Source organism: Kitasatospora sp. NPDC059722 (genome assembly GCF_042733235.1).
Classification (GTDB): Bacteria; Actinomycetota; Actinomycetes; order Streptomycetales; family Streptomycetaceae; genus Kitasatospora.
Map to the genome: position 1 here is coordinate 1 of NZ_JBHWGD010000090.1, position 26,748 is coordinate 26,748.

The 26,748-nt window shown below is 73.4% G+C and carries 26 protein-coding genes; 13 read left to right on the forward strand and 13 right to left on the reverse strand.

Annotated elements, in window-relative coordinates:
- The 5 genes from ACFV4F_RS35515 to ACFV4F_RS35535 form a co-directional block, all read right to left on the reverse strand.
- Nucleotides 1-878, reverse strand: an 878-nt coding sequence (locus ACFV4F_RS35515) for a hypothetical protein (RefSeq protein ID WP_380508927.1), incomplete at its 3' end; no start/stop codon positions are given.
- A gap of 90 nt (nt 879-968) precedes the next feature.
- Nucleotides 969-2,882: a threonine/serine exporter ThrE family protein gene (locus ACFV4F_RS35520; RefSeq protein ID WP_380508930.1), complete on the reverse strand. Its 1,914-nt coding sequence runs from the start codon at nt 2,880-2,882 to the stop codon at nt 969-971.
- A gap of 119 nt (nt 2,883-3,001) precedes the next feature.
- Complete coding sequence (locus ACFV4F_RS35525) at nt 3,002-3,655, reverse strand: DedA family protein (protein WP_380435738.1); 654 nt, start codon at nt 3,653-3,655, stop codon at nt 3,002-3,004.
- 99 nt (nt 3,656-3,754) lie between these two features.
- Nucleotides 3,755-6,112, reverse strand: coding sequence for a hypothetical protein (locus ACFV4F_RS35530; protein WP_380435736.1), 2,358 nt, complete (start codon nt 6,110-6,112; stop codon nt 3,755-3,757).
- Between the two features lie 88 nt (nt 6,113-6,200).
- Nucleotides 6,201-8,108 (reverse strand): ATP-binding protein, encoded by a 1,908-nt coding sequence (locus ACFV4F_RS35535; RefSeq protein WP_380435734.1) that lies wholly within the window; start codon nt 8,106-8,108, stop codon nt 6,201-6,203.
- Between the two features lie 333 nt (nt 8,109-8,441).
- Here ACFV4F_RS35535 and ACFV4F_RS35540 point away from each other — a divergent pair, with 333 nt between their 5' ends.
- Nucleotides 8,442-8,765, forward strand: a complete 324-nt coding sequence (locus tag ACFV4F_RS35540; RefSeq protein WP_380435732.1) for a hypothetical protein — start codon at nt 8,442-8,444, stop codon at nt 8,763-8,765.
- Nucleotides 8,766-8,892: 127 nt separating this feature from the next.
- Here ACFV4F_RS35540 and ACFV4F_RS35545 read toward each other — a convergent pair whose 3' ends face one another.
- Nucleotides 8,893-10,047, reverse strand: coding sequence for a TetR/AcrR family transcriptional regulator (locus tag ACFV4F_RS35545; protein WP_380435730.1), 1,155 nt, complete (start codon nt 10,045-10,047; stop codon nt 8,893-8,895).
- A 251-nt stretch (nt 10,048-10,298) separates the two neighbouring features.
- Here ACFV4F_RS35545 and ACFV4F_RS35550 point away from each other — a divergent pair, with 251 nt between their 5' ends.
- Nucleotides 10,299-11,456 (forward strand): acyl-CoA dehydrogenase family protein, encoded by a 1,158-nt coding sequence (locus ACFV4F_RS35550; RefSeq protein ID WP_380435728.1) that lies wholly within the window; start codon nt 10,299-10,301, stop codon nt 11,454-11,456.
- Between the two features lie 99 nt (nt 11,457-11,555).
- On the opposite strand, the gene ACFV4F_RS35555 is transcribed toward ACFV4F_RS35550, so the two are convergent.
- The gene (locus ACFV4F_RS35555; protein WP_380435726.1) at nt 11,556-11,822 is read right to left on the reverse strand and encodes a hypothetical protein; all 267 of its coding nucleotides are present in this window, start codon (nt 11,820-11,822) and stop codon (nt 11,556-11,558) included.
- A gap of 168 nt (nt 11,823-11,990) precedes the next feature.
- Between ACFV4F_RS35555 and ACFV4F_RS35560 the strand changes: the two genes are divergently transcribed.
- Complete coding sequence (locus ACFV4F_RS35560; protein ID WP_380435724.1) at nt 11,991-12,308, forward strand: cupin; 318 nt, start codon at nt 11,991-11,993, stop codon at nt 12,306-12,308.
- Nucleotides 12,309-12,369: 61 nt separating this feature from the next.
- On the opposite strand, the gene ACFV4F_RS35565 is transcribed toward ACFV4F_RS35560, so the two are convergent.
- The gene (locus ACFV4F_RS35565; protein ID WP_380435722.1) at nt 12,370-12,960 is read right to left on the reverse strand and encodes a TetR/AcrR family transcriptional regulator; all 591 of its coding nucleotides are present in this window, start codon (nt 12,958-12,960) and stop codon (nt 12,370-12,372) included.
- Between the two features lie 123 nt (nt 12,961-13,083).
- Between ACFV4F_RS35565 and ACFV4F_RS35570 the strand changes: the two genes are divergently transcribed.
- From ACFV4F_RS35570 to ACFV4F_RS35595, 6 genes are all read left to right on the forward strand, one after another.
- Nucleotides 13,084-14,661 carry an MFS transporter gene (locus ACFV4F_RS35570; RefSeq protein WP_380435720.1) on the forward strand — a complete coding sequence of 526 codons (1,578 nt, stop codon included), beginning with the start codon at nt 13,084-13,086 and terminating at the stop codon, nt 14,659-14,661.
- Nucleotides 14,662-14,914: 253 nt separating this feature from the next.
- Nucleotides 14,915-15,550 carry a class I SAM-dependent methyltransferase gene (locus tag ACFV4F_RS35575; RefSeq protein WP_380435718.1) on the forward strand — a complete coding sequence of 212 codons (636 nt, stop codon included), beginning with the start codon at nt 14,915-14,917 and terminating at the stop codon, nt 15,548-15,550.
- Between the two features lie 136 nt (nt 15,551-15,686).
- Nucleotides 15,687-16,256: a methyltransferase family protein gene (locus tag ACFV4F_RS35580; RefSeq protein ID WP_380508933.1), complete on the forward strand. Its 570-nt coding sequence runs from the start codon at nt 15,687-15,689 to the stop codon at nt 16,254-16,256.
- A 235-nt stretch (nt 16,257-16,491) separates the two neighbouring features.
- Entirely contained in the window at nt 16,492-16,770 is a 279-nt protein-coding gene (gene tatA / locus ACFV4F_RS35585; protein ID WP_380435714.1) for a Sec-independent protein translocase subunit TatA, read from the forward strand.
- 144 nt (nt 16,771-16,914) lie between these two features.
- Entirely contained in the window at nt 16,915-18,270 is a 1,356-nt protein-coding gene (locus tag ACFV4F_RS35590; protein WP_380508936.1) for a hypothetical protein, read from the forward strand.
- Between the two features lie 5 nt (nt 18,271-18,275).
- Complete coding sequence (locus tag ACFV4F_RS35595; RefSeq protein WP_380435710.1) at nt 18,276-18,797, forward strand: potassium channel family protein; 522 nt, start codon at nt 18,276-18,278, stop codon at nt 18,795-18,797.
- Nucleotides 18,798-18,946: 149 nt separating this feature from the next.
- Here the strand turns inward: ACFV4F_RS35595 and ACFV4F_RS35600 are convergent, their stop codons facing one another.
- Both ACFV4F_RS35600 and ACFV4F_RS35605 read right to left on the reverse strand, forming a co-directional pair.
- Nucleotides 18,947-19,210, reverse strand: a complete 264-nt coding sequence (locus tag ACFV4F_RS35600) for a hypothetical protein (RefSeq protein ID WP_380508939.1) — start codon at nt 19,208-19,210, stop codon at nt 18,947-18,949.
- On the reverse strand, nt 19,210-19,575 hold the full coding sequence (locus ACFV4F_RS35605) for an ATP-binding protein (protein WP_380435706.1): 366 nt from the start codon (nt 19,573-19,575) through the stop codon (nt 19,210-19,212). Before ACFV4F_RS35605 ends, ACFV4F_RS35600 begins: the two co-directional genes overlap by 1 nt.
- Before the next feature lie 262 nt (nt 19,576-19,837).
- Between ACFV4F_RS35605 and ACFV4F_RS35610 the strand changes: the two genes are divergently transcribed.
- From ACFV4F_RS35610 to ACFV4F_RS35620, 3 genes are all read left to right on the forward strand, one after another.
- The gene (locus ACFV4F_RS35610; protein ID WP_380508942.1) at nt 19,838-20,656 is read left to right on the forward strand and encodes a helix-turn-helix domain-containing protein; all 819 of its coding nucleotides are present in this window, start codon (nt 19,838-19,840) and stop codon (nt 20,654-20,656) included.
- Complete coding sequence (locus tag ACFV4F_RS35615) at nt 20,649-20,834, forward strand: DUF397 domain-containing protein (RefSeq protein WP_380508944.1); 186 nt, start codon at nt 20,649-20,651, stop codon at nt 20,832-20,834. Before ACFV4F_RS35610 ends, ACFV4F_RS35615 begins: the two co-directional genes overlap by 8 nt.
- A 324-nt stretch (nt 20,835-21,158) precedes the next feature.
- Entirely contained in the window at nt 21,159-22,877 is a 1,719-nt protein-coding gene (locus ACFV4F_RS35620; protein WP_380508947.1) for an RICIN domain-containing protein, read from the forward strand.
- 53 nt (nt 22,878-22,930) lie between these two features.
- Here ACFV4F_RS35620 and ACFV4F_RS35625 read toward each other — a convergent pair whose 3' ends face one another.
- Together ACFV4F_RS35625 and ACFV4F_RS35630 are read right to left on the reverse strand one after the other, a co-directional pair.
- On the reverse strand, nt 22,931-23,302 hold the full coding sequence (locus tag ACFV4F_RS35625) for a VOC family protein (RefSeq protein ID WP_380435698.1): 372 nt from the start codon (nt 23,300-23,302) through the stop codon (nt 22,931-22,933).
- Nucleotides 23,303-23,340: 38 nt separating this feature from the next.
- Entirely contained in the window at nt 23,341-23,946 is a 606-nt protein-coding gene (locus ACFV4F_RS35630; protein WP_380508953.1) for a CGNR zinc finger domain-containing protein, read from the reverse strand.
- Between the two features lie 99 nt (nt 23,947-24,045).
- Here ACFV4F_RS35630 and ACFV4F_RS35635 point away from each other — a divergent pair, with 99 nt between their 5' ends.
- The gene (locus ACFV4F_RS35635) at nt 24,046-24,789 is read left to right on the forward strand and encodes an MBL fold metallo-hydrolase (protein ID WP_380508950.1); all 744 of its coding nucleotides are present in this window, start codon (nt 24,046-24,048) and stop codon (nt 24,787-24,789) included.
- A 72-nt stretch (nt 24,790-24,861) separates the two neighbouring features.
- Here ACFV4F_RS35635 and ACFV4F_RS35640 read toward each other — a convergent pair whose 3' ends face one another.
- A complete protein-coding gene (locus tag ACFV4F_RS35640; protein WP_380435694.1) occupies nt 24,862-26,379 on the reverse strand; it encodes a protein kinase in 1,518 nt (505 codons plus the stop codon).
- Nucleotides 26,380-26,748 lie beyond the last annotated feature (369 nt).

Below are 26,748 nucleotides of genomic sequence, written 5' to 3' on the forward strand. Positions count from 1 at the left end.
GCGTGGGCGGCGGCCGAGCGGCGGTCGGCGAGCCGCGCCGACCGCCGGGCCAGCGCCCGGGCGGCGTGGGCGTCCAGGTGGGCGGTGGCCCGGGCGGCCATCCGCTCGGCCACCCGGTGGGCGGCGGGGTGGTTGGCGGGGACCTTGTCCGGCGCGCCGGCGATCAGGTCGAAGAGCCAGGTGCGGGCCCGGTCCGCGCGCCGGTGGAGGAGTCGCTCGCGCCGGAGCGCCCGCGCCCTGCGGCGGGGGCGCGTGGCGTACCGCCAGCGGGCCCACGGGCTGCTCGGCCGGGCCAGCCGGATCGCGCCGATCCAGGAGAGGCCGGGGACCATGATGCCGAGCAGGCCGGTCCACAGCTTGCCCTTGATCAGCGTGATCACCGAGGCCAGGGCGTTGACCGAGATCACCGTGATCAGCCCCCACCTGGTCTCCTGACCGGGCACCACGCCGAGCGGCACGTAGCCGACCAGCAGCAGGGCGGTGAACAGGATCCCGAAGATCACCGCGTCCACCGACTTGCGGCCCTGCTCCCCCCAGTACACGTCGTCCAGGTGCAGGATCAGCGCGAACTCGTCCAGCACCAGACCGCAGCCGATGCCGAAGAGCAGCCCGAACACGTCGATCCACGGGTGGCCGCCGTAGGTGGCGAACACCCCGATCCCCCCGACCAGCAGGAAGCCCAGGCCGAACACCATGTGGTGGATGTGCAGGCCGCCGGGCGTGACGTTGCCGGGCCACCACCTGACCTGGGCGCGGATCATCCGCACGCTGAACCGGATGAACACGAAGGAGGTGATGAACCCGACCAGCAGCAGGAACAGCGGTTGTTTGTGCGCGGCGACGATGTGCTCGCGGTAGCTGTCCAGCAGTGTCGTCATGGGTCTTACCTTCGTTCCTGGTCCTGCGTCCTGCCCGCCGTGACGTGGCCCGGAGCCCGACTCCGGCCCAACACCCCGTCCAACGGCCGGTCAGAAGCCCCGGGTGCGCTTGGCGGCCCGGCGGGGCACGACCGGGTACAGCGAGGGACGCTCGGCGCCGACGGGCAACTTCATGAACAGCCGGGCGATCTCGCCACCGAGGTTGACCCCGATGGCCAGCGCCATCGCGATCGCGGCGGCCCGGGTGATCGACACCAGCCCGGCGCTGGAGTGCCCCTGGGCGAAGGCCAGCATCCCGAGGTAGAGCGCCGAACCCGGCATCAGCGGGCCGATCGCCGCCGTCACGTACGGCAGCGCCGAGCCGCTGCGGTAACGCGCCATCAGCTGGCCGAAGAGGCCCACCAGACCGGCCGCGACGCCGGTGGCCACTATCGGGGAGACGCCGCCGTTGTAGACCAGCACGCCGTAGCTCGCCCAGCCGATGCCGCTGTTCACCGTCACGAGGGCGAGGGTGCGGCGGTCGGTCTGCAGCAGCATCGCGAACGCGAGGGTCAGCACGAGCGCCGCCACCATCTGGACCGGCGGGTAGCTGATCCCCACCAGGCTCTCGTCCGGCCGCAGCCGAGCCTCGAAGCCGACGCCCAGGTAGAGGATCAGCATCACGCCGATCACGATGCCCGCGACCAGGTAGATCACTTCGAGGAGGCGGGCGGCGGCGGTGATGTAGAAGCCGGTCAGGCCGTCCTGGACGGCGGCGACCAGCGCCCGCCCGGGCAGCAGCGCGAACAGGCCGCCGGTGATCACGACCGAGCCGCGCAGGCCCCAGTCGTTGAAGGACAGGATGATCCCGGAGGCGGCGGCCGGCATCGCCGCGGCGACGAACTGGTAGAACTCCGGCAGCCGGCGCCGGGCCAGCCCGGAGGCCAGCCGGTCGCCGAGCACGGCCGCGATGAACGCGCTCGCGAAGACCAGCCACCCCTTGTCGTCGACCCGCCCGCCGACCAGGAACGTCGCCGCGCCGGCCAGCAGACCGGTGGTCAGGGCGAGCAGCCAGGCCGGGTACGGGTGCCGGTTGCGCCGGATCTCGGCGAGCCGGCGGTAGGCGTCGTTGACCGTGACCTGCTCCGCCGTGATGTCCGCGACCAGCTCGTACACCGCGTTCAGCCGGGTGTAGTCGGAGGTGCGGCGGCGCACCACGCGGTCCGCGGTGATCGGCGGCTCGACCAGCGAGGGCTGGTGCGAGATGCCGATCAGGGTGAAGGTCACCTGCGGCTCGCAGTGGTCCAGCCGGTAGGCGTGCGCGATGCCGAGCATCGCCGCCTCGACGTCCTCGGCGGCCTCGCCGCTCGCCAGCAGCAGCTCGCCGATGCGCAGCGTCAGGTCGAGGATGCGGGGGACGTTCCGGGCCGCCGAGGGGTGCAGCTCACGGGCCGTCCGCTCGAAGGCGGGGCGCTCGGACATCGGGGTGCGCAGGAGCGTGCGCATCCGGTCCGGCCAGGGCGCCTCGCCGGGCGCGCCGGGGGTCAGCTCCGGGACGGGGATGCCGGTGGGCGGGGTGTAGCCGGCGGCCCGCCACTCCTCGGGCGTCAGGGTGTCCTCGGCGACCGAGCGGCGGCGCGGGCGCGCTTCGGCCGGGGCGGAGGCGGTCGAGGCGGTCGAGGTGGTCGAGGTGGTCGAGGTGGTCGAGGTGGTCGACCCGGCGTCCGGGGTCGCGTCCTCCTGCCGGGCGGCGGACGACCGCGAGGGCAGGGCCAGTGACGGCGAGAGCTGCGGCTGCGGAGCCACGGGCTCCGGGGTCAGCAGGCCCCTGGTCTCGGGGACGGGCGGGACGAGCGGCACGACGGTGGTCGGCTCGACGACCGGGGCCGGGTGGCCGAGCAGGCCCTCGGTGGGCGGCGCGTCGGAGGGGTGGACCGGCTGGACCGGCGGCGTGCGCCGCGCCTGGCGGGCCGCCCGGCCTCCCCTCGCCCGCTTGCCCCCGCCCGGTCGGCCCCGCTTCGGCACTTCCGCTCCTCGCCACCCCTGGTGGCACCGGGCCACCGATCGATCTCCGGTTACACCTTGCCTGATCGAACAGCTGGACGCACATGTACGTCGCGGCGGGTGACCTGCGCGGCAGGCTCCTACCCGGCGCGGTGGCCGGTGCCGGCGGACGCTCCGGAACGGCGGGCCCGGAGCAGTTCGACCGCCACCGGGATCACCGAGAGCAGCACGATCCCGACCAGGATCGCCTCGATGTTGTCCCGGACGAAGGGGATCCGGCCGAGGAAGTACCCGAGGACGGTGACACCGGCGCCCCAGAGCACGCCACCGACCACGTTGAAGACCACGAACGTGCGGTAGTTCATCCTGCTCACCCCGGCCACGATCGGGGTGAAGGTGCGGACGATGGGCACGAAGCGGGCCAGCACGATCGCCTTGGGGCCGTGCCGGTCGAAGAAGGCGGCGGCCTTCTCGACGTTCTCCTGCTTGAACAGCCGGGAGTCGGGGCGGCGGAACAGGCCCGGCCCCACCTTGCGGCCGAACAGGTAGCCGACCTGGTCCCCCGCGACGGCGGCGGCCACGATCAGGGCGCAGACCAGCCAGAGCGGCTGGTGCAGGTAGGTGCCGCCGGCCACCAGCAGGCCGGTGGTGAACAGCAGGGAGTCGCCCGGCAGGAAGAAGCCGATCAGCAGGCCGGACTCGGCGAAGACGATGACGAGGATGCCGATGAGGCCGAAGGCGGAGATCAGGCTGGTCGGATCGAGCCAGGAGGGGCCGAGGGCGATGCTGGTCACGGGGGCTCTCCTGGGGATCGAGTCTTGGCAATGGAATGGTAAAGCAATTACCAAGACTCGATCCGGGCGGAGAAGGTTCCCCGGGGCTTCGGAGGCCGGTCAGAGGCCGTAGCGTTCGACGATGTCCTCGTGGTGGGCCACGTCGGCGCCCGCCGCCTCGGCCAGGGCGGGCCAGGCCAGGGGGTGGGGCCAGGCGGCGGTGAGGCGGTGGAGCAGGGCGTCGGCCTCGGCGGCGGAGGCCGTCGGCGGCACGCCGAGGGCCGCGTAGACGCCGGGCAGCATGCCGTCCTCCTCGGCCGGGTCGGTGATGCTGTACTGCTCCCCGCTGTACGCCCACACCGCGTAGCCGGCCTCGCCCAGGCCGTCCCGCAGGGCGTGCCAGGCCTCGTCGCCGGGCCAGCCGCCGTCGATCCAGTAGGTCGTGTACCCGGCCGGGTCGAGCAGCGTCAGCATCTCGAACGCCGGCCGCCACCGCACCCGCTCGGCCTCGGGGGCCTCGTCCCCCGGCGGGGGCTCCAGCAGGGCCGGGGCGAAGACGACGACGTCGCCGTGGTTGAGCGTCAGGTCGTCGCCGAGGACCGGGAGGACCCGGGCGGTGGCCGGGCCGGTGCGCAGGGCGGGGAGGTCGGCGGTGGAGCCGTTGGTCCGGGTGGTGCGGACGGTGACCAGCTGCCACTCCTCCTCCACCGGGCCCTCGGGCTCGTCGAAGTCGATGCCGAGCAGTGCGCCGGTGGAGCGGACGGCGGCCCAGTCCCGGTTGGCGGTGGCCGCGGTGATCAGGTGCCAGAGGTCGGGCTGCTGGACCGTGCGGTGCAGCTCCTCCTCGGGAGTGCCCTCGACCGGCAGCGCGTGCTCCAGGAGCTCCTCGTACAGCCGCTGCGCGGTCGCGTGGTCGCCCAGTTCGGTGGCGGCGCCGGCGGCGAGGCGGCGGGTGTTGATCCGGTCCGGGTGCTCGGCCAGGATCGCCGCGCAGTGCTCGACCACCTCGGCCCAGCGGGCCTCGGCGGCGGCCCAGCGGGCGCGCACCCAGTGCCCGTCGGCCGGGCTGGTCGCGGCCAGCCGGTCGGCGAGGCGGCGCACGCCCTCGCCGTCCCCGGCGTCGATCAGTACGGCGCCGAGCAGGCCGGGCAGGACGGCGTCGGCCGGGTCGGCGTCCAGCCGCTCCCACAGCAGGTCGGCGGCGGCCCGGGCGTGGCCGAGCCGGCCGAGCACGGCGGCCAGTTCGGCCGCGAGGGCGGTGGCGCCGGCCTGCTCACCCCGGTACCGGTCCAGGGCGACGGAGAGCAGGTCGGCGCCGGTCTCGTGGGGCACGCCCGCCTCGGCGAGGTGTGCCGTCAGCTCCCCCGGCGGGACGGGCAGCTCGGGCTCCGGCAGCGCCTCGGCGGCGGCCCGCAGCCCGGCCACCTGCGCGGCCACGCCGTCGGTGCGGCGCAGATCGGTGAGCTTGCGCTCGCCCGTCGCGGCGAGCGTGCGGGCCACCGTCCGGGCGCCGCGGGCGACGGCGAGCCGACCCGCCGCCAGGAGCAGGTCGACGCACGGGCGGTGGGCGCCGGTGCCGTCGAGGTGGCCGACCCAGCCGGCCAGGACGGCCCCGAGTTCGGCGTCGTTCTCCCAGGCGCCGGCGGCGGCCAGCAGCTCGACCGTCCTGGTCCAGTGCTCGCGCAGGTCGGCGTGGCGCTCGGCGTCGTCGCGGGCGGGCAGCAGCGCGAGGGCCTCGTCGGTGCGGCCGAGCGTGGCGAGCGCGCGGGCCCGCAGCAGGGCGCCCCAGAGCCGGTCGTTCTCGCCCAGGGAGCGCCCGGCGGTGCGCTCGGCGCGCTCGGCGGTGTCGAGCAGGCCGAGGACCTCCTCGCACCGGCCGAGCCGGAGCAGGGTGCCGGCCCGGGAGTGGTGGTACTCCAGCGAGAGCCGCTGGCCGGCCGCCAGCATCCGGGCGCCGGCGGCGTCGAGGTGGGCCAGGGCCTCCTCGCCGCGGCCGTCGTCCTCCAGCGCGTCGGAGTACTCGCGCGAGAGGCAGTCGAAGCAGGAGCGGGCGGGCTCGATCCGCTCCAGCGTCTCGCCGAGCACGGCGAGCCGCTCGGAGGCGTAGCCCGGTCCGTCCACCCGGGCGTGGCAGATCGCGAAGTCCTGCACCACGCAGACGGACTGCGGGCAGCCGGCCGTCTCCTCGCGGTGGGCGAACTCCAGCAGGTCGACCACCTCGGGCAGGGCCCGCTCGCCGTGGTGGCGCTTGTTCAGCAGGTTCTGCATCCGCCAGTGCCGCAGGTAGACCTCGACCCAGGGCAGGCCGAGCGCCCGGGCGGCGGCCAGCGCCTCCGGGAAGACGGCGTCGAGCTCGTCGTTGCGGCCCTCGTTGGCGTGGCCGGGCAGCGCGTAGATGGCCTCGGCCAGGCGGTGCTGACCCGCGTCGGCCAGCTGCCGGTGGGTCTCGTGCACCCAGGCCCAGATGTCGGTCGTCATGCCTCGTCCCCCTGCGTCGTGCTGATGAAGAGTCTGCCGGGCGCCACTGACACCCGGCCGGTCGGCGGTCGGTCGGCCGGCCGGTCCGTCACGCGTCGCCGGACAGCGCTCCGGGGCTGTCCGGTATGTCCGCCGGGCCGGCCGGGACGGCGGCGGTCAGGGCGGAGACGGCGGTGCCGACGCCGGCGAGCGCGGCGGTGAGGTCGCCGCCGGAGGAGCCGGTGGGCCCGGCCGCCGCCATGATCACCTTGAGCGAGCGGAGCAGCGCGGCCGCGGTGGCGCTGCCGGTGTGCCCGCAGCGGTACGCGTCGAGCAGGTCCCGCACGGCCGGGCAGGACAGGTTGAGGTAGAGCCGGGCCCGGACCTCGCCGTCGGTGCGGGCGGTGAAGGCCCGGGCGAGCCGCAGCGCGGCGGACGGGATGCGGGCGTCGGCCCGGTCGTCCTCGATCCGGGCCTTCAGCTCGGCCTCGCGGTCCGGCACCAGGACCAGCGGCAGGCCGGGCGGGTCGAAGCGGGCCGGTACCAGCTGCTCGCCCGGGTCGGCCAGCGCGCCGGCCAGCCAGGCCGCCTCCTCGGCGGGCAGCGGGCGCTCCGGGTCGCGGAACAGCGAGCGGTCGCCCTGCTCGCTGCCGAGCTCGACCAGCCGGCAGCCGCGCAGCTGGGCGTAGCGGCGCAGGAACGGCAGGACGGCGTACCGCTCGCCGCGGGCGATCGGCACCCGCATCGCCCGGTAGAGCATCTCCTCGAAGCCCCCGCCGCTGCCGAGCGCGACGTGCACCGCGCCCCCTCCGGCGGCGCGCAGGGCGCCCGCGGTCAGGTCGCCCTGGGAGGTGGGCACCGGGACGTCGTCGGCGAGCAGCGTGAACAGCCGGTCGTCGCAGAGCGCGGCGCCGAGGAGGTCCTGGCCGTGCCGGGTGAGGATGCGGCGCCAGGCGGCGGGCCGCAGCCGGGCGGTCTCGTACAGGCCGTCGACGATGGCGTCGGTGAGGGTCCGCTGGAGCGCGCGGTAGTGCTCGTCGCGCTGGAGGTCCTCGCGGCTGGCGGTGGGGGTGAGGCGGCTGGACTCGACGACGCCGCCGATGAACCCGGCCCAGCCGGGCAGGAGGTCGCGGGCGTCGTCGGCGAGCAGCATGCCGCGCAGGTAGACGGCGAGGTCGCGGTTGTCGCTGCTGCCGTAGGTGCCGCCGTCCTGGACCCACAGGAGGCCGATCGCGTCGGTGCCGCCGTCGACCGGCTCGACCGGGAAGGCGGTGAGCGGCTCGAAGCGGCGGCCGAAGGCGGCGGCGAAGCGCATCCGGGCCTCGTGCGGATCCCCGGCGGAGGGGCGGCGCCAGGGCACGTCGACGGCGTTGACGGGCTCCTCGTCGTCGCCGACGAGGACCGGGATCGGCAGCAGCACGCAGTACCGGGAGAGCACCTCGCGCAGGGCGTCCTCGTCGGCGAGGTGGGCGTGTTCGGCCTTGAGCGTCAGCTCGACGACCGTGCCGGGCTGCGGCCGGGCGGGCACCGGTTCGACGAGGTACTGCTGGCCGCCGCGGCTGCGGTAGCGGTGGCCGAGGCCGGGTTCGCGGTGGGAGGTGGTGGTGACGACGACCTCGTCGGCCACCGAGAAGGCGGACAGGAAGCCGAGGCCGAAGGCGCCGATCAGGTCCTGGTCGCCGGTGAGTTCGCGCAGCATCCGGGTGTAGCCGGTGCCGACGGTCGCGAGGTAGGCGTGGATCTCCGGCTCGGTGAGGCCGGCTCCGGTGTCCTCGACGGCGACCGTGCGGCGGACGGCGTCGCCGCGCACCCGGATCAGCTGGCGGTGGGCGCCGTCCGGGTCCTCCAGGAGGCGGCGGGTGTGCGAGTCGTGGGCGTTCTGGACGAGTTCGCGCAGGGCGACCAGCGGGGTGGAGTAGAGGTGCGTGGCGAGGACGTTCACCAGGCCGCCGAGGTCGACCTCGGTCGTACGCAGATCCTCGGCCGGGGCGTGGTCGGGCGGGAGACCTTCAGACATGGGAACCCAGTGTGCCAGTGCGACTATCCGGCGACCATTTCTTTCTCTCTGACGGTGCCTGGTCAACTCCGTGTTGACCGGCGGGTGTTGTCGACCCCATTCGACCCCTCCACCAACTCTCCACCGCGCAGGAATACTTGACCGGAGATGTACGGGCCCGCCGACCCACCGGAAATGCCCGCACGATGACACCATCGGGGGAATTGCCACCCATTTGGTGGAGTTCGCCCGCTCCCCTGGTGAATGCTGATCACGCGACGTCAGGCAACGGCGCCACGGAGCGGCCACTCCGGATCGCGCCACATTTCGCAAGTCCAGCTCAGGGAGACCAGCGTGTCCCGTATTCGTGCAGCCGCCGCCGTCACCGCCCTCGGTGCCTTCCTCCTCGTCGGCGTCGGTGCCGCCACCGCGCACGCCGACAACGCCGCCGGCGCGGACCAGCACTCCAACAGCAGCGTCGTGAGCAACACCGGCTCGAACAACATCATCGGCAACGTCCACGGGAACGTGGTCAGCACCCAGCAGACGGCCACCGGTTCGGGTGCGAGCAACCAGAACAACGGCCTCGCCGCGACCGGCAACGGCGGCAACATCGGCGCCCTGCAGGGCAACGGCAATCTCGACACCCGCGTGTACTACCCGCACGTCCTCTACTAGGCCGCGTCCACTGCCCTCGGCGCAGCCTGGCCCCACACGGGCCGGCTGCCCGCCCCACCAGCGCGGGGCGGGCGGCCGGCCCGGCCCCTTGTCCGGCCCCTTGTCCGGCCCCTTCGGGAGACGGCGCTCAGGACACGCCGAGGACGGCCCGGGCCAGCCGCAGGAGGCAGTCGCCGAGGTCCGGGCGGGCGCTGTGCGGGCGGTTCCGGACCCCGTCGTTGACCAGGGCGAACAGCGCGTGGACGCGGATCCTGGCCTCAGCCGCGTCGTACTCCGGCCGCACCCGGCGCAGCAGGCCGACCCAGGTCCGCAGGAAGTCCCGGCGGAAGTCCACCGCGACGCGCCGGTCCGGCGGGGCCAGCCGTTCCGTCTCGCTGAGCATCGCGCCCAGGTAGTCGCCGTTGCACCGCGCGAAGCCGACGTACGCCGCCAGGCCGGCCGCCAGCGCCTCCTCCGGCCCGGCCGCGGCCGAGATCGCGCCCTCCACCTCGTGCCACAGGCGCTCGCGGCTGCGGACCAGCGAGGCGGCGAGCAGCTGCGCCTTGCTGTCGAAGTGCCGGTAGACGCTGGGGCCCGAGATGCCGACGGCGGCGCCGAGCTGGTCGGTGCTGACGTTGTCGAAGCCGCGCTCGTGGAACAGCCGGACGGCCGCCGCGAGCAGTTCCTCCCGCCGGGGCTGCCGCCCGGGGACGGCGGCGGGCGCGGCGCCGTCCCCGCTCCCGGAACCGGCGCCGTCGAAGGTCACCGCGAGGACGGCCGCGACCACCTCGCGCAGCACCGCCTCGGCCCGCCGGGGCTGCGGCGCCGCCGACTGGTAGGAGAGCCCGGCGCAGGCCGAGAGTGCCGACCAGCAGAGCAACTCGACGTCCGGCTCCGGCAGTTCCGGGCGCTCGGCGCGCAGGACGGCGGTCATGGCGGCCACGTCCGCCCGCAGTTCGCGGCGCAGGGCCGCCCGCCGGGCCGGCGGCAGCAGCCGGGCGTCGCGCTGCACGAGGGTGCCGAGCGGCCGGTGCCCGACGGCGACGGCGGCCAGTGCGGCGCCCAGACCGGCGGTGGAGCCGGCGGCGCGCAGCCCGTCGGCGAGCGCGTCCAGGCCGAGCCGGACGGCGCGGTCGAGGAGTTCGGGCTTGCCGCGGAAGTGCCGGTAGAGGGCGGGCGCGGTGATGCCGACGCCGGCGGCGACCTCGGTCATCGAGACCTGGTGGTAGCCGCTGCGGTGGAAGCGGTCGGCCGCCACCGCGAGGATCTGGGCGCGCCGCCCCGGGGGCCGTCGGACCACCATGCTGCCGCCCCTCCCGCAGTCCCGCCGCTGCCTGCCCGGTCGCCACGGCGCCCGGCCGGAACGCCGAGGGAAGGCTAGCAAGGATTCACTTGTCATGGCCCTCGCCCAACGGCCACCGGGCGTCCGGCGCCGCGCCGACCCTGGACAGCCGAAGCTACCCGGGATTAACTTGTGAGGCCATCACCAGGCAACACCTGGCACCTTCAGCTGCACCTTCAGCCGCGACCGGCACCACCGAAGGGAGCGCCCGCGTGCGCCGCACCGTGTTCACCGAGGACCACGAGGCCTTCCGGGAGACCATCCGGGACTTCATCGCCAACGAGGTCGTCCCGGTCTACGAGAGCTGGGAGGCCGACGGCCACCCCCCGCGCGACTTCTACCGGCAGCTCGGCGCGCTCGGCGTCTACGGCATCGAGGTGCCGGAGGAGTACGGCGGCGCCGGCGAGAGCGGTTTCAAGTACCAGGCGGTGGTCGCCGAGGAGGTCGCCCGCGCGGGCGTCAGCTTCGGCTCGTCCGGGGTGCACACCGGGCTCGTGCTGCCGTACCTGCTGGAGTACGCCACCGAGGAGCAGAAGCAGCGGTGGCTGCCCGGCTTCGTCTCGGGCGACATCATGACGGCGATCGCGATGACCGAGCCCGGCGCCGGCTCCGACCTCGCGGGCATCACCACCCACGCGCGCCTGTCCGAGGACGGCACCCACTACGTCCTCAACGGCGCCAAGACCTTCATCACCGGCGGCGTGCTGGCCGACCTCGTCCTGGTCATCTGCCGCACCTCCCCGTACGACCCGGAGAACCGCCGGGCCGGGCTCTCCATCCTCTGCGTGAACACGGACTCCGAGGGCTACACCGTCGGCCGCAAGCTGCAGAAGATCGGCCTGCGCACGTCGGACACCGCCGAGCTGGCGTTCAGCGACGTCAAGGTGCCGGTGGAGAACCTGCTCGGCGAGGAGGGCAGGGCCTTCGCCTACCTGACCCACAACCTCGTGCAGGAGCGGCTCGCGATCGCGGTCGGCGCCTACGCGGCGGCCGCGGCGGCGGTGCGGTTCGCGGTGCAGTACGTCAAGGACCGCAAGGTGTTCGGCAAGGCCGTCGCCGAGTTCCAGAACACCAAGTTCACCCTGGCGGACTGCGAGGCCCAGGTGGTGGCGCAGCAGTCGATGGTGGACCGCGCACTGGAGCTCTACCAGCAGGGCGAGCTGACCGTCGCCGACGCGGCCGCCGCGAAGCTGTTCTGCACCGAGTCGGCGTCCACCGTCATCGACAAGTGCCTCCAGCTGCACGGCGGTTACGGCTACATCCTGGAGTACCCGATCGCCCGGCTCTACACCGACAACCGGGTCTTCCGGATCTACGGCGGCACCAGCGAGGTCATGCGCAGCATCATCGCCAAGTCGCTCGGCCTGTAGGCCGGCGGCGGATCCACGACTGCGGCGGGCCGCACCCCCATGGCGGCCCGCCGTACCCCGTCCGGCGCCGGTGCGGCGGCTGCGCCGGACGGGTGAACGTCAGTTCGGCGAGCCGTGCTCGGTGCGCCAGGCCTGCCAGCCGGCGGCGGAGGCCACCCGGGCCTCGTGCATCGCCCGTTGGGCCAGGGCGGTGGGCGGGGTCTCCCGGCTGCGCACCCAGTCACGGCCCGCGGTGGCCAGCGCCACGCACACCATTGCCACCCCGGCCGCGCCGAGCGCCGCGCCGATGCCCGTGAGCATCGCGCCGCCGGTCAGCAGCGAGCGGTTGACCCGGAACCCGCTGAGGTAACTCTCGTTGGTCGCCATGCCTCCACGATGCGGGCACCGCGCGGGGCCCGCACGCCGAGCGGCTCCGGGTGCGCGGGCCCGCACGCCGAGCAGCCCCGGGTGCACGGGGCCCGCACGCCGAGCGGTTCCGGGTGCGCGAGCCCGCCACGTCCGCCAACCTGGGCTGACAGGCAGGAGGACGCCGCGATGCCCGATCTCGAACAGCTCGCCGTGGAGCACGCCGCGAAGGCCGCCGAGAGCCCGCACGGGCGCAGCGCCCACCTCGTGCTGCACGACGGGGTGCTGCGGCAGACCGTGATCGCCCTGGCCGGCGGCACCGCGCTGGACGAGCACACCCCGCCGACGGCCGGCAGCGTGCAGGTGCTGCGCGGCCGGGTCGCGCTGACGGTGGCCGGGCAGCACCAGGAGCTGTCGGCGGGCCAGTTGGCGCCCGTTCCGCAGGAGCGGCACGGGCTGCTGGCGCACGTGGACTCGGTGGTGCTGCTGACGGTCGTCACGACCTGACGGCCACCACGCGTGCGGTCAGCGTGTGGTCATCGTGCGGTCGTCGTGCGGTCAGTGCGGGTCAGTGCGCGGCGGACTCCGGCACGCTCGCCGCGACCAGCCGCAGCCCGCGCAGGAAGTCCCGCCCGGACGGGGCGAGTTCGGGCGCGGCCAGCCACTGGGCGACGGATCCGGCCAGGAGGGCCTGGTAGAAGGCGCCGCGGGCGAGTTCGTCCTCGGTCTCCGGCACCTCGGGCAGCCCCTGGAACAGCGCGGCCAGGCCGAGCCGGCCCTCCTTCTGCGCCTCCGAGAGCGCTTGCGCCAGCTCGGGCGCGTGCCCGGCCTGCGCGAGCGCCTCGAACTGGGACGCCCAGAGGCCGCGGTGCTCCTCGAAGACGGCCTTGAGGCCCTCCCACACCGCGACGAAGCGCTCCTCGGGGTCGCCCGTGGCCTCGTTCGCGGCGTTGACCACGGCGCCCAGGGCCATGCCCATCTCGCCGATCGCCTCGATCATCGCCGCGTTGAGCAGCGCGTCCTTCGAGCCGAAGTGGTAGCCGATGGCGGCCAGGCTGACGCCGGAGGCGGTGGCGACGTCCCGGGCGGTGGTGCGCCCGTAGCCCTTCTCGTACAGGCAGCGCTTGGCGCCCGCCATGAGGTCTTCGCGGTTTCCCATGGCCCCGATCCTACGGAAGGACTGCACAGTTGTCTTGCACTGGCGTCTGACACTTTCGTCTCGCACGATCGATTTACACACCCGTACTAGACAAGTGTCTGAAACGCTCGTACGGTACTTCCCATGACCGCAACCACCGGCCGCGCAGGCCGTCGCGAATGGCTCGGCCTGGCCGTCCTCCTGCTGCCGACCCTCGTCCTCGCCATGGACATGGGCGTCCTCTTCTTCGCCGTCCCCTACATCTCCACGACGCTCGCCCCCAGCGGCACCCAGCAGCTGTGGATCATGGACATGTACTCGTTCCTGCTGGCCGGCCTGCTCATCACGATGGGCGCGCTCGGCGACCGGATCGGTCGCCGCCGGCTGCTGATGATCGGCGCCGCCGGGTTCATCGGCGCCTCGCTGCTGGCCGCCTGGGCCGACAGCGCGTGGCAGCTGATCGCCGCCCGGGCCCTGCTCGGCACGGCCGGGGCCACCGTGATGCCCTCGACGCTCGCGCTGATCCGCAACATGTTCCACGACCCCAAGCAGCGGCAGGCCGCGCTCGGCGCCTGGGGCGGCGTCCTCACCGCCGGCGCCACCCTCGGCCCGGTCGCCGGCGGCCTGCTGCTCGACCACTTCTGGTGGGGCTCCGCGTTCCTGCTCGCCGTCCCGGTGATGGCCCTCGTGCTGGTCGCCGCCCCCGCGCTGCTCCCCGAGTACCGCGCCACCGCCCGCACCGGCCGCTTCGACCTGCCCGGCGCCGCGCTCTCGACGGCCGCGGTCCTGCCGCTCGTCTACGGCGTGAAGACCCTCGCGGTGGACGGCTGGAGCCTGCTGCCCGCGCTCGCCGTCCCGGCCGGACTGCTGCTCGCCGCCGCGTTCGTGTGGCGCCAGCGCACCGCCGCCGAGCCGCTGCTCGACCTCGGCCTGTTCAGGATCCGCACCTTCAGCGGGGCGATCAGCGTCAACACCGTCGCGATGTTCGCGATGATGGGCTTCGCCCTCTTCACCTCGCAGTACCTGCAGCTCGTCAAGGGCATGAGCCCGCTCACCGCCTCGCTCTGGTCGCTGGTGCCGAGCGTCGGCGTCGGCGCGGCGGTCGGCCTCGGCGCGGCGCTTGCCGGGAAGGTCCGCCCGGCGGTGCTGATGAGCGGCGGGTTCGTGATCGGCTCGGCGGGCTTCGCGATGATGACGCAGGTCGGCGCGGACTCGCCGCTCGCCCTCATCCTCACCGCGGCGGGCGTGCTGGCCGCCGGCACCGTCGGCACCATGACGATGACCGCCGAGATGGTCGTCTCCGCGGCCCCCGCCGAGCGGGCCGGCGCCGCCTCGGCCACCTCCGAGACCGCCGTCGAGCTCGGCAGCTCGCTGGGCATCGCGCTGCTCGGCGCGGCGGGCGCCGCGGTCTACCGCCACCAGCTGGACGGCGCCCTCCCGGCGGGCGTGGACGGCGAGGCCGCCCGCGCGGCCCAGGACACCCTCGGCGGCGCGGTCACCGTGGCCGCGCACCTCCCGGGCCGGCTCGGCACCGACCTGCTGGACACCGCCCGGGGCGCCTTCACGGACGGGCTGCACGTGGCGGCCGTCGTCGGCCTGGTCTTCACCCTCGGCGCCGCCGCCCTGGCCTACCGCCTGATGCGCCACCTCCCGGCCGCCGCCCCGGCCGCTGCCCCGGCCGCCGCCGCCCCGGAGACCGCCTCCGAGGCCGTCAACGCCTGAGCCCCCCCACCGGCCGGTGCCAACGCGCGTCATCAGGAGCCCCTGCCCACCCGGGCGGGGGCTCTTCGCCGTTCCAGGGAACCGATTAGGCTGACCACTGCCCCGCGTCGGCCGGTGCCCATACCCCTAAGCGCCGGCCCGTTGTGGAGGGGACCAGCCGTGTTCGAGCCGGGCCGGGGCGGGGGTCGTCAGCCGTTCCCCTGGTTGCGGAAAAGCGCCCCGCGGGCGCCGTCCCGGGTGCCAAGGTGGGGCCATGGTTGCTGATCACACGCGCGTGCGCGGGAGTTACGACACGGTGGCGGAGGAGTACCTCGAACGGATCGGGGACGAGCTGGCGCACAAGCCGGTCGACCGGGCCCTGCTCTGGGTGGTCGTGGCGGAGGCCGCCGGCGGGGTCGTCGCGGACCTCGGGTGCGGGCCGGGGCACGTGGCGGGGTGGCTCGCCGGACACGGCGCCGAGGTCGTCGGGATCGACCTCTCCCCCCGCATGGTGGAGCTGGCCCGCCGCGAGCACCCGAAGGCCGAGTTCCGCACCGGCGACCTGCTCGACCTGCCCGCCCGGGACGGCGAGTTCGCGGCGGCGGTGGCGCTCTACTCGGTGATCCACCTCGAACCCGGCGAGCTGGCGCCCGCGTTCGCCGAGATGCGGCGGGTGCTGCGGCCCGGCGGCTTCCTGCTGGTCTCGTTCCACCTGGGCACCGAGGTGCGGCGGCTGGACGAGTGGTGGGGCCACCAGGTCGACGTGGACTTCCACTTCCTGCAGACGGACGCCGTCGTCGCGCACCTCACCGCCGCCGGGTTCGCCGTCGAGGCCCGGCTGGAGCGCGAGGGCCTGCCCGAGGAGGCCCCGACCCGGCGCGGCTACCTGCTGGCCCGGCGGACGGACTGACGCTCCACCCGGGGGTGGAAGCCCGCGCGTCCACCCCCGGGTCCGTGCGGGGCCGGGCGGGCAAGAGGACCGTGGTGGGTACGCGGCCCCCGTTGCGAGGCCCGTGCCCTGGTCCACGAGCGTCAGGAGCCCCACCATGTCCCTGCCGAGCCTGCTCTCCGTCCTCGGTGTCCTCGCCTGGGCCGGGTACGAGCTGCTGCTGCGCCGCCGCGACGACTCCGCCGCCGGCACCTGGCGCGCGGACGACCGCGACCGCGGCTCGACCCGGCTGCTGCTCGCCTGCTACGCCGCCTCCGTCCTGGTGATCGTCCTCCTCGGCCGCGCGTCGGTCGGCGAACTGCCCGTGTGGGCGCGCTGGTTCGGCGTCGCCCTGATCGCCGCCGGGCTGGCCCTGCGGGCCTGGGGCATGCGCACCCTGGGCCGCTTCTACACCCGCACCCTGCGCACCGTCGACACCCAGGAGGTCGTCCGCACCGGCCCGTACCGGCTGATCCGCCACCCCGGCTACTGCGGCAGCCTGCTGGTGTGGACGGGCTACGCGCTCGGCCTGGGCAGCTGGCCGGCCACCGTGGTCGTGTTCGCGCTGCTGCTGGCCGCCTACGGCTGGCGGATCGCCGCCGAGGAGCGCCTGCTGGTGGCCGCCCTCGGCCCCGCGTACGCGCAGTACCGGCGGGAGTCGAAGCGGCTCGTCCCCTTCGTCTACTGAGCCCCCGCGACCTTCGACCGTGGCCCGCGACCGCGACCTTCGGCTGTGACGTTCGACACCCCGGTCGGGACGCACCGGCCGGGACCACGGCACTCGCGGTCCGCTTGAGCGGCACCCGCTTTTCGGCCAGCGTTTCCCGGCCGGTGTATCCGTTCCGCACCGGGGCCAGGCATACTGGCCGGACGGGTACTTTGCCCTCCCGTGACTCTAGACAAGAAGGGACCGGTGGCCAGGGATGCTGCGGAACGGTCTTGAGCCCTGGCACATCTTGGTGGTGCTGGCGGTCGTAGTCCTGCTGTTCGGATCGAAGAAGCTGCCGGAGATGGCCCGTGGCCTCGGCAAGTCGATGCGCATCCTGAAGGCGGAGACGAAGGCGATGCGCGAGGACGACACCCCGGCCGAGGCCGCGGGCACCGCGCAGAGCACCGCCCAGCAGCCGGCCGACCGCCCGGCCGTCACCCCGACGAACGTCACCAAGGCGACCGAGACCCCGCGGCCCGAGACGACCGCCTGAGTCCCGTCGGACCTTCCGGAGGCCCCCGGCACCGTCACCGCGACGGCGCCGGGGGCCTCCGTCGTTCCCGGACGCCCCCGACTGGCCGGTCACCGTGATCCGTTGTCTCCTGGGAGGCACCGACCGGACGAACGGAGTCGTGGCATGCCGACCGACGGGCCGGGCGCCTCCCCTGACGAACCGCCCGGCGAACCACCCGACGAACTGGCCGACCTGCGGGCCCGGCTGAGCGCCGTCGAGGCCCACGAGGCACGGCTCGCCGAGGAGTTGCGGGCCCGCCCGCCGCGCCACCGGGTGCGGTCCGCGTTCGCCGTCCTGCTGGTCCTGCTGGCCTGCCTGCTGACGCCGCTCGGCGCCGTCGCCGTGTGGGCGAAGTCCGAGGTCTCCGACACCGACCGCTACGTGGCCACGATGGCCCCGCTCGCCCGGGACCCCGCGATCCGCGCCGCCGTGACGAACCGGGTGACCGACGAGATCGTGAAGCAGCTCCCCGTCGACTCGCTGCTCGACGACGTCGCGCCGGACGACCGGCCCGTGCTCGGCGCGCTGCTGGGCAGCATCGGCCAGGCCCTCGGCGACGGGATCGCCGGGTTCGTCCACACCCAGGTCCAGCGCGTCGTGGACAGCGACGCCTTCGCCACCGTCTGGACGGACGCCAACCGGGAGGCGCACGCCGCGATCGGCCGGATGCTGACCGGGCAGGGCGGCGGCGCCGTCGAGCTCAAGGGCAACACCGTGGTGCTCGACCTCGCCCCGCTGATCGCCCGGGTGAAGACGGCGCTCGTCGACAACGGGCTGTCCATCGCCTCGAAGATCCCGGAGATCCACACCTCGTACACGCTGGTGCAGTCCGACGCCGTCCCGAAGGTGCGCACCGGCCTGCGGCTGCTCGACGTGGCCGGCTTCTGGGTGCCGGTCCTGGCCGTGGCCTGCGCGACGGGCGGAGTGCTGCTGGCCGTCCGGCGCCGCCGGGCGGTGGTCACGGCGGCGCTCGGCGTGGCCGGCGGGGCCCTGCTGCTGGGCATCGGGCTGAGCGTCTTCCGGGCCGTCTACCTGGACGCGCTCCCGGCCGGCGTGGACCAGGCCGCCGCGCACGCCGTCTACGACACCCTCGTGCGCTACCTGCGCTCCGCCGTCCGGGTGGTGGTCGCGCTCGGGCTGCTGGTGGCGCTGGGCGCCTGGATCAGCGGCTCCGGGCGCCGGGCCGGGACAGTGCGCGGGATGTGGCGGGCCGGACTGGGCGCGGTGCGGCGGGTGGCCGAGCGGGCCGGACTGCGGCTCGGGCCGGTCGGGCGCTTCGTGCACCGCTGGAAGGCGTGGCTGGGCTGGGCGGCGGTCGCGGGGGCGGCACTGGCCTTCGTGCTGTGGGACCGTCCGACGGCGCTGGTGACGCTCTGCCTGGCGCTCGGGCTGATGGGCGTTCTCGCGGTGCTGGAGCTGCTGGACGAGCCCGGACGGAGCAGACGGACGGGCGCCCAGGGGGCGGCCGGGGGAGGCTGAACGGGATGTCCGAGAACCCGCCGCCACCTGCCGACGTACGGGCCTGGTACTGGCTGCTGGGCTCGTTCACGCTGCTGATGGTCGGGTACTTCACGCTGCCGCTGGAGTGGTTCGGCGACCGTCGGCCGGTGGTGAGCTGGGGGGTCTTCGTGGGGGCGCTGGCCGGGCTGACGGGCACGCTGGTGGCCAAGATCGTCGGTGTGATGCGCGGGACGGCGAAGCGTCCGGTGGTCTGGCTGATCTTCCTGATCTGCCTGACGATGACGATCTACGCGGCGACGTACTACGTGCTGGGCGCGCGCAAGGCGGAGTTCAACGGGCTGGAGACCCGGCTGGACGCGCTGTACTTCACGGTCGTGACGATGGCGACGGTCGGGTACGGCGACATCACGCCGTCGGGGCAGGCGGCGCGGCTCGTGGTGGTCCTGCAGATCGGGTACAACTTCGTGTTCCTCGCGACGGCGGCCGGCACGCTGTCGCGGGCGATCCGGTCGAACGTCGAGAACCGGATCCGACGGCAGGGCTGATCGGGCGCGGCGGGCCTGTGCACGCGACCCGCCGGGCGTCCGGTCGGGTCAGTCGTCCTCGTGGGGAGGGGTCGCGCGCAGGGCGGTGACGACGCCGAGGACGACGGTGGCGATCGCGAGGGCGAGGAGGACGGCGAAGGCCGCCGCGATCAGGAACCGCACGGGGTGCCCCGCTCCCGGCCGACGTCGAGGAGGAGGGAGAGGAGGTTGAGGAGGGTCGAGGCGGGGGCCGTGTTGAAGCGGACGAGGACTCGGCCGTCGATGGTCTTGTCGGTGCAGGCGGAGGGGAAGATCAGGCCGAACTCCTTGCCGCGCTCCTGGACTTCGGCGAGCAGGGTGCGGATGTGGTCGTCGCTGTAGCCCCGGATCCGGGGATCGGTCGGCAGCATCGGGCGCCGGCGGCGGGCGGCCATCAGGCGGCGTCCAGCTCGCACTCGAACCACACGGACTTGCCGCGCTGCTGCGGGTCGACGCCCCAGCGGCGGGAGAGCCCGGCGACGAGCTGGAGGCCCCGGCCGGACTCGGCCAGTTCGGGGAGGGAGCGCTGCTGGGGGAGGGTGGGGCTCTCGTCGGCGACGGAGACCCGGAGGGTGTTGTTGATCGCGATGATCTCGACGACCGGGGCGGGGGTCTCGCCGTGCCGCCAGGCGTTCACGAGGAGCTCGGCGAGGGCGAGTTCGGCATCGGCGATGGCGGAGGGCGGCCAGCCGGCGCGGGTCATCGCGTCGCGGAGGGACTGGCGGCAGATGGTGAGGGAGGGCGTGTTGAGGTGACGCATGGGAGAACTCCCGAGGCGTGGAGGAGAAGGACGGATACGTCACCGTGAGCCAGGTCAGATGGAGGCATGACTGCTCTGCGGTGCGACGGAATAGCGTTACTGACGACCCGTCGGATCGATGTGACATCGACCATAGCGCACGCGGTCTTCATATGAAGACCTTCGCGAAGAACTTCCCTCCAACGTGGGGCACACTGGTCTTACTGCCCGCAGAGAGGACGACATGGCCCTTCGACCTAACCCGACCTTGCGTCAACGTCGGTTGGGCACCGAGCTGCGAAGGATGCGGGAGCAAGCCGGCATTGGCGGAAGCCAGCTGGCACGCGAACTCGGCATCCACGCCACCCAGGTCACGCAGATGGAAAGCGGGAAGAGCGGGATCAGTGCCGAACGGCTGAGGACCATCGCCACCGTGTGCATGTGCACCAACCAACCGCTGATCGACGCGATGGCGAACATGGCCTCGGAACGCGGGAAGGGCTGGTGGGAGGAGTACCGCACCACCCTGACCGTCGACTTCCTTGAGGTGGCGGAGCTTGAGGGTCACGCGGAGCGGATCTCTTTCTGCAATACCGTCTACCTGCCCGGCCTGCTCCAGACCAAGTCCTACGCATCTGCGATGTTCGCTCGACTCGTGCCTCCCCTGCCTCCACAGGAAGTCGAGACCAGGACAACCTTCCGACTCAGGCGCCAGGAAGTCGCCGAAGCAACTCCAGTCCGGGCCTTCATCCACGAAGCTGCGCTCCGCATGCAGTTCGGGGGACCCCTGGTTCTCATCGATCAACTCGCTGCGCTGCTGGACGACTCGGAGCGACCCGGACTTTCCATTCGAGTGGTGCCCTTCGCCGTTGACACCTTCCCAGGCGCCGGTGAGAACCTGACTTACGTCGACGGGCCGACCCCCGAACTGGACACGGTCCAGATGGACGTCGCCCCAGGCACGCTGTTCTTTGACTCGCCTGCCAACCTGGCCAAGTACCGAACCATCTTCAGCCGCTTGGACGACACTGCCCTCTCCGAGGAACAATCGTGCGACTTCATCCGATCCATCATGAAGGAGATGAAATCCACCTATGCCTAGCTCGGAGTGGCAGAAGTCCAGCTACAGCGCCTCAGGCAACGAGTGTGTCGAAGTCCGTGGGACCGGCGGGGCGATAGAGCTCCGCGAGTCCGACGACGGCGAAACCATCCTGCACACCACCCCCTCTGCTCTCGCCGCGCTCCTCCGCGCCATCAAGGCGGGCGAACACACCCGGTAGCGGCCCGGCCCGCAGCGGGGCTCCCGGCCGGCGCGCGGTGCCCGAAAAGAATCTTCGCGGGCCGCGGCAACCTTTCCGAGGGCGGTGACAACTGGGTGGTGTCCGGACAGGCGGTCTGGTCAAAGGCACCGGCTGAAAGAGAGCATCGCCATGTTCCCTCACTCATCCACCTCACCGGAGGCGTCGTCCCGCTCTGCCGAGCCAGGCCGGAGGCAGAAGCACCGCAGCCGTCGGTTGTACCAGCGTCGGAGTCTCTGGGCGGCCGTCGGTCTGGCGGTCGTGGGCGGCTCGGTGGTCGTGGTCAACACGGCCTCGGCGGGAACCGTGGACACGAACGCCTGGTACGTCCTGGTCAACCGCAGCACCGGCGAGGCGTTGGACGCCCCCGCCTACGCCACGAACGACGGTGCTCCGCTGGCGCAGTGGAGCCGCAACGGCGGGACCAACCAGCAGTGGAAGTTCATCGACTCGGGTGACGGGAACTACCGGCTGCAGAACCGGAACTCCGGCAAGGTGCTGGACGACTACGACTGGTCGAGGACCGAGGGCTCCGAGCTGGTGCAGTGGAGCGACCTGAACGGCGCCAACCAGCAGTTCCACATGGAGAACTCGTCGGACGGCTACGTGCGTCTGATCAACCGCTTCAGCGGCAAGGCCGTCGAGGTCCCGGGCGGGTCCAAGACAGAGGGGAGCCACATCGCCCAGTACCACGACTGGAACGGCCCCCAGCAGCAGTGGCAGCTCGTCCCGGCCGGCAGCGTCAGCGGCACCGGGAACGCGGGACGCTCCGGCAGCGGCGCCACGCCCACCACGCCTGCTGCGCCCACCACGGCCGCCAAGCCTTCCGCGCCTGCCAAGCCCGGCGCCGGCGTTCCCGCGAGCCAGGCTCCGAGCGGCACCCGCCCGGCGTCGGCGCCGCCGGCCCCCGCTCCGACGTCTGCGGCCGCCCCCGCCGGCGGGAGCTCGACGAAGACCTTCATGGGCAGCAACACGGTGCTCGTCGGCGGCATGATGAACGAGGCCTCGACGAGCGCCGCGCCGTTCGACATGCGCTACGCCTACGTGCACAGCCAGCCCGCGCCCTCGTCGGACTACTACTCGGCAGCGCTCTGCAAGGCCGCGTGGTCGAGCTGGTGGGGCTGCTGGAGCGGCGAGACCACCGCGCCCGGCTTCTACGTGACCTGGAACGACGACCACGTGACCAAGGCGACGTACCAGGGCAAGCCGCGCCCGCAGAAGAACTTCTGGACCTGGTACTCGCTGCGCGACCTCGGAGACCTGGCGGGCCAGGGCGACGGCCCGGGCGAGGTCGTCGCCATCAACAGGGCCGACCTGCTCACCCGCTACATGAACGACTACCGCTTCTTCCTCCAGAAGATCGGCAACTCGCAGGACGCGATCGACATCGAGCCCGACTTCTGGGGCTACGTCCGGTCGCTCGGCAACCCGCACCAGATCGCCGCGCAGGTCAAGGCCGCGAACCCGACGGACTGCGGATCGCAGGAGAACAGCGCCGTCGGCCTGGCCCAGTGCCTGATAGCGATGGCGCACAAGTACGCGCCGAACACCGGCGCCGGGTTCCACCTCACCTGCTGGGACTGGACCAGCAACATGCAGAAGTGCGTCAACGACTACACGGACCTCGGGGCGAAGAGCGCCGACTTCCTGGTCGCCGACGTGGTGGACCGCGACGCGGGCTGGTACGCGCTGCCGGCGAACGGCGGCCGTGACACCTTCTGGAACGACCAGAAGGCCGCCGCCGCACTGGGGTGGTACAAGACGATGGCCGAGTCGGTGGGCAAGCCGGTCGTCCTGTGGCAGATCCCCCTGGGCAACATGGCGCAGAACAACACCTTCGGCCACTACAAGGACGACAAGGTCGACTGGTTCCTCTCGCACATGGACCAGGTGGCGAACGCGCACGTCGCCGCCCTCCTGTTCGGCCCGGGGCAGCAGGAACAGACCACGGTCGAGTCCGACGGCGGGAACCTGATCAACAAGACGACCGCGTACCGCAACTCGGGCGGCACGCCCCTCAAGTAACCGTACGCAGCCGGGAGTAGGAAGTCGGCCCGTCCGACTTCTTACTCCGCACATCAGCCGTGGCTGGTGTCGATGACGCAGAAGACGTTGCCCTCGGTGTCGGCGAGCACCACGAAGTCCGGGTCCTCCGGGTACAGGTCCCAGTCGACGTCCCGGGCGCCCAGTGCCAGCAGCCGCTCGACCTCGGCGGCCTGGTCGGCGGCGTCGCGCGCATAGAGGTCCAGGTGCACGCGCGGGTGCCGCTGCACGGGCGATTCGCTGAGCCCGAGGGCAAGTTGGACACCCGTGCCCGCTGCGGGTTCGAGGACCGTCCAGTCGTCCTCGACCAGGCCGCCGCGCGGCACGTAGTCAAGGGCGGCCGTCCAGAACGCGACGGCGCGGGCCATGTCGGAGACGCCGAGGACGAGGGATCCGATGGTCAGCATGCGCCCATTGTGGCCCTGGTCGTTCACTGGCGCTCCAGTCATCCGGGTTGCTTCGCCTGGCTGCGGCGGGCGTAGGCCCGGGCCGCGCGCACCCGGTCGCCGCAGCGCACCGAGCACCAGTGCCGGGCGGCGTGGGTACGCACCAGGAAGCGGGTGCACGGGCTCGCTCCGCAGGGGGCGAGGCGTTCGGCGTCCGGGCCGGTGAGCAGGTCCGCCGCGTCGGCGGCGATCGCGGCCATGGCGTGGTCGGCGATCCGGTCGGCCGGATGGACCGCGGCACGGTATGGCCCGCCCTCTCCGTCCCAGTGCAGCAGTGCGGCCACGGGGGTGGCGGTCAGCGCCGCGTTGACCGCGTCGACGGCCTCGGGCGCCGGCACCGTCCCCCCGCTGCGCGCCGCGAGGAGGGTCCGCAGATGAGTGCGCAGTTCGCGCAGCCGTCCTGCGCAGGGCTCGTGGAGCACCGCGTCAGCGCCGGCCAGCCCCCGTTCGACCAGCCACTGAGTGGCGGCGGCCGGGGTGGCCAGCAGGTCGAGGCGGCCGGCGGGCAGCACGAGCTCGCTGTTGGCGAAGTCGAGGGCGACGTACCGGTCCGCGCCCGCGGCAGGTGGTGGAGGGGCGGTGGCGGTCTCGCCCGGGGCTTTCATGACGCTCACGGTTCTCATGCTAAACCTTGCGCTCTTCCGTGATGGCCAGTTAGGTTTCATCACGTCAAATTCCGCAGTTACCCGTGAGGTGAACCCAGCATGGCGACCATCCGCGCCTTCGGCGGCCCGACCACGCTCATCGAGTTCGGCGGCCTGCGCTTCCTCACCGACCCGACCTTCGACGGGCCCGGCGACTACCCGACCGGCAGCGGCTACGCGCTCACCAAGACCGCGCCCTCCGCCACCACCCCCGCCGACCTCGGCCCGGTCGACGCCGTCCTGCTCTCCCACGACGAGCACCCGGACAACCTGGACGCCTCCGGCCGCGCCCTGCTGCCGACCGTCCCGCTCGTGCTCACCACCACCAGCGGCGCCGGGCGGCTCGGCGGCACCGCGCGCGGCCTCGCCCCCTGGGACTCGGTGGAGTTGACCCGCCCGGACGGCGGCACCGTCACCGTCACCGCCGCGCCCGCCCTGCACGGGCCCGAGGGCTGCGAACCGGTGATCGGCCAGGTGATCGGCTTCGTGCTGACCGCCCCCGACCTGCCGACCGTCTACGTCAGCGGCGACAACGCCTCGCTGCCGCTGGTCAAGGAGATCGCCGACCGCTTCGGCCCGGTCGACACGGCGGTCCTGTTCGCCGGCGCCGCCCGCACCCGGCGCTTCGACGGCGCACTGCTCACCCTGGACAGCGCGCAGGCCGCCGAGGCCGCCGTCCTGCTCGGCGCCCGGCGCGTCGTGCCGGCGCACTTCGACAGCTGGGGGCACTTCACCGAGGGGCGCGAGGCGCTGGAGGCCGCTTTCACGGCGGCGGGGCTCGGCGACCGCCTGGACCTCTCCTGACCGGCAGGACCGGCAGGACCAACGAACAAAACCACCAGGCCGAGCAGCACCACCGCCCGCAGAGCCGTCGCCTCAGTCGTTCTGGTTGTCCGCCTGCGTGTGGAGGGCGGTGAAGAGCGCGCCGAGGCGGGCGTTCCAGTCCTTGGTGGTCGGGCCGTCGATGGCGTGCCGCTTGCTCATGTCGCGGACCACCTTCTGGGCGTCCTTCAGGTCCTGGGCCGCGTCGTCGGGGCTGCCCTCGTTGAGGCGCGCCGAGGCATCGTCCAGGATGCGCAGGAGCTCCACCTGACCGCCGCGGTCCTTCCCACCCACCTGGGTCTGGGCGACGGCCTGGCGCAGCGCGTTCAACTGCACGGCCGGCGGCTGGTTGCGCGGGACGGTCGGGGTGGGGGCGGGCAGACCGGGCACGGTGGTGGGCGCGGCGCTCGGGCCCGGGGCGGTCGTGGCCGGCGCGGGCGCCTGGGTCGCGGGTGCGGCGGCGGCCGGCTTCTTGGCGGCCGCGTTGCCCGGCGGCGTGTCGAAGGCTGTGAGGGCGATGGCGGTGACCCCGGCCAGGCCGGCCACGCCGAGGGCGCCCAGGACGAGCGGTTTGCGGCTGCGCGCGGGCCTGGCGGGCGCCGGGGGCGCCATCGGGACCGGCGCCATCAGGGAGGTGGCAGCGGGGGCCTGGGGCGGGAGCACGGTGGTGTGCTGCTGGTTCGACGGGAGCGGCGGCAGCATCTGGGTGGGCGCGGCGGTGGCGAGCAGCTCCGCCGTCGGGTCGCCCACGGCCAGCCCGGGGACGGTGGCGAGGAGCTCGGCCCGCGCCGCGGTGGCGTCCGCCGGACGGTCGGCCGGGTTCTTGGCGAGCAGCCGCAGCACCACGGCGTCCAGCGCGGGCGGCAGCCCGGGACGGCGCGCGGACGGCGGCAGCGGCTGCTCGCTGACGTGCTTGAACGCGATCGCCACCGGGGTCTCGGCGGTGAACGGCGTCCCGCCGGTCAGCATCTCGGTCAGCACGCAGCCGACCGCGTAGAGGTCGGTGCGGCCGTCCAGCGCGGAGGCGGTGGCCTGCTCGGGCGACAGGTACGCGGCCGTCCCGAGCACCGTGGCGGTCTGGGTCAGGTTGTTGGAGGAGCCGGCCCGGGCGATGCCGAAGTCGACGACCTTCACCCCGCCGTCGTCGGTGATCATGATGTTGCCCGGCTTGATGTCCCGGTGCACCAGCCCGGCCGCGTGCGCGACCGCGAGCGCCTCGCACACCGCCGCCGCGATGCCCACGGCGCGCTCCACCGGCAGCTGCGGCTGCTGGGCGAGGACGGCCGCCAGCGAGCGCCCGTTCACCAGCTCCATGACGATGTACGGCGAACCCTGGTCCATGCCCGAGTCGAAGACCATGACGACCTTCGGGTGCACCAGCATCGCGGCGTGCTGCGCCTCCCGGGAGAACCGCTCGGCGAAGCGCGGGTCGTCGGCGAGGCCCCCGTTGAGGACCTTGACGGCCACCTGGCGTCCCAGCACGCGGTCCACCCCGCGCCAGACGGTGGCCATGCCGCCGACGCCGAGTATCTCGACGAGTTCGTAACGCCCGTTGAGCGCCCGTCCGATCACCTGGAACTCCCCTCACGCCGGGCCCGGGGTCCCGGACCGCCTCGTGCACCCGTGCACGATAGCCGCCGGCGTCCGTGCCGCCCGGCGCGGTGTCCGGGCCGGTCCCGGCCGAGGCCGCCGGAGGACTCCACGCGCGCCGTGGTGGCGGCGGTTCCGCCTGCCTGCCACGAAGCCCGCCTGCCGGGAAGCCCGCCTGCCGGGAGGCCCGTCTCCCGGGAGGGGGAGGCGGCCGGGGAACCGGGCAGCGGATCCCCGACCGCCCGTTCGGGGTGTGTGTGGCCCGCCCGGACTGCGGGGGGGCGGGGCCCCCCCCCGCGCGGAAAAAAAAAACAAACACCCCCCACAACAAAAAAAAAAAGACATAGAGAA